Annotated in this window: 3 protein-coding genes; all 3 read left to right on the top strand. The window is 33.7% G+C overall.

Features of this window, described 5'->3' with window-relative positions:
- Positions 1-551: WecB/TagA/CpsF family glycosyltransferase (locus VJ881_07455; GenBank protein HKL75886.1), on the top strand; the 551-nt coding region annotated here is incomplete at its 5' end.
- Position 552: 1 nt separating this feature from the next.
- Positions 553-1,728 carry a S41 family peptidase gene (locus tag VJ881_07450; protein ID HKL75885.1) on the top strand — a complete coding sequence of 392 codons (1,176 nt, stop codon included), beginning with the start codon at positions 553-555 and terminating at the stop codon, positions 1,726-1,728.
- Positions 1,729-1,739: 11 nt separating this feature from the next.
- On the top strand, positions 1,740-2,405 hold the full coding sequence (sdaAB, locus tag VJ881_07445; protein ID HKL75884.1) for an L-serine ammonia-lyase, iron-sulfur-dependent subunit beta: 666 nt from the start codon (positions 1,740-1,742) through the stop codon (positions 2,403-2,405).
- The last annotated feature ends 88 nt before the right edge of the window (positions 2,406-2,493 follow it).

The following is a 2,493-nucleotide window of genomic DNA, read 5'->3' as shown; positions in this document are numbered from 1 at the left end:
ATTTAGATATTGAGGAAAGAGTATCTGGGTTTGATATTTTAACAGAAATACTTAGTTATTCTGATTATAATAGAGATTATTCTGTATATTTTCTGGGAGGTAAGCCAGGGATTGCAGAAAAAATGGTAAAAAAATTAAAAGAAAATCCTAAAAAAAATCTTCCTACAAATAAGAATTTATCTTCCAACTTAGAAATTAGTGGTTTTCATCACGGCTATCTTGATCAAAATATGAAGTCCATGGTAATTGAAGAAATTAATAAAAAAAGACCTGATATTCTTTTTGTAGGGATGGGAGTACCACTTCAGGAGAAATTTTTGAAAGAGAATTTAGCTAAATTAAATGTTAATGTTGGAATAACAGTTGGTGGTTCTTTTGATGTACTTGCAGGAGAGCTTAAGAGGGCTCCAATTTGGATGCAAAAGATAGGTTTAGAATGGTTTTATAGAGTATTACAGGAGCCAAAAAGATTAAAAAGAATAATTGCTTTACCTCACTTTGCCTTAATTGTTCTATATAAAGCAATTTTCAAATCAGAGAGGAGAGATTAAATTGCTAAAAAAACAGATGAAAATTTTAATGGTAGTAATGCTTAGTTTTATACTGATTTTCGGATTAGGAACTGCAGGTGTACAGGCTCAGGATGAATCAGGAGAAAGTTTTGATTCATTTGATAAATTTCAACAGGTGCTTTATTATCTAAAAAACCACCATGTTGATGATCCTACCTATGATAAGTTGCTTCAGGGTGCAATAAATGGAATGCTGGAAGAGGTAGACCCTTATTCCTATTATTTAACTCCAGATGAATATGAAGAAATGCAGATAGAATTTGAAGGACACTTTGGTGGGATTGGAATTAGAATAATTATGAGAGAAGGAAAACTTACTATAGTTTCTCCAATAAAAGGAACTCCTGGAGATAGAGTTGGTTTACAGGCTCAGGATGTAATTACTCATGTAGAAGGTAAACCGACTTCTGAGATGACCCAAAAAGAAGCAGTAGATATGATGAGAGGTGAACCGGGAACAGTTGTAAATATTACTGTTGATAGAGAAGATGCTGAAAAACCTTTAAAATTTGAAATAACAAGAGCAGATATTGAAATTCCTTATGTTACTTCTGAAATGCAGACAGATGAGATAGGATATATTTCAGTAGCTGAATTTGCTGAAGATGTTGGCTTAAAAGTTAGAAAGGCGTTAACAGGTTTTGAATCTAAAGGTGCTCAGGCAGTTATATTAGATCTTCGCTCAAACCCTGGTGGACTTTTAAATGAAGCTGTAAAGGTAGCCAGTAATTTTATAAAAGACGGGACTATTGTTTCTGCCAGACAGAGAGAAGGAGAACCTCAGATTTATGAAGCTTCATCTGAAATAAGATCAGTCAATATGCCTTTAGTTGTACTTGTAAATGGCGGTAGTGCCAGTGCTTCTGAAATAGTTGCAGCAGCAGTAAGAGATCATGAAAGAGGAACTTTAGTCGGGACTAAAACATTTGGTAAGGGTACAGTCCAAAGAGTAATACCTTTAGAAGATGGTTCAGCTGTGAAAATGACTATTGCCCGTTATTATACACCGGATGAAGAATATATTCATGAAAAAGGAATAGAGCCAGATGTAACTATTGAATATGATGCTGAGGCTGAAAAGGATCCTCAAATTCAAAAGGCTATAGAAATTTTAAACCAAAAGATAGAAGAGAATAGCATGAAACAGGCTGGTTAGGAGGTAAGATAATGAGTAGTATTTTTGATGTAATGGGCCCGGTAATGGTGGGCCCTTCCAGTTCTCATACTGCAGGAGCAGTAAAATTAGGGAGAATTGCCCGTTTTATATTTTCTGATACAATAAAAAAAGCAGAAATAAATTTTCACGGATCTTTTGCCAGCACCTATAAGGGACATGGTACTGATAAAGCTGTGATAGCTGGTATACTTGGTTTTAAACCCGATGATGAGCGAATAAAAAATTCACTAGAAATAGCAAAAGAAAAAGGAATTGAAGTTAATTTTTCTGAAGTACAGTTAAGAGATGTGCATCCTAATACAGTAAAAATAGTACTATCAAACGAAGAAGAAAGTGTTAGTATGGTTGGTTCTTCTATAGGTGGTAGTGATATAAAAGTGATAGAAATTGATAATTATGAAGTTAATATTTCTGGAAAACTTCCAACTCTCTGGATAATTCACAAAGATAGACCGGGAATGGTTGGAGTTATCACTTCAGTTCTGGGGAGCTATAATTTGAATATAGCTCATATGCAGGATTTTCGCAAGAAAAAAGGAACTATTGCCTCCAGTATTATTGAATTAGATCATGCTGTGGATGAATATATTCTTAATCATTTACGTAATATAGATGGTCTCAGTTTAGTTCGTTATATACCACCGGTAGTAAATTAATTGGGATAAAGTTTAAATTTTTAAGTTTGTTTTAGGAGGAAAAAGTTATGGAATATAGTACAATAGAAGAATTAATAAATTTGGCCAG

It is taken from the genome of Halanaerobiales bacterium (assembly GCA_035270125.1).
Taxonomy (GTDB): Bacteria; Bacillota; Halanaerobiia; order Halanaerobiales; family DATFIM01; genus DATFIM01.
The sequence above is the reverse complement of the archived record's forward strand: the minus strand, read 5'-3'. Positions and strand labels throughout refer to the sequence as shown.

Coding starts and splice junctions, on each gene's coding strand:
- sdaAB (HKL75884.1), top strand. CDS start 1,740: ATGAGTAGTATTTTTGATGTAATGGGCCCGGTAATGGTGGGCCCTTCC.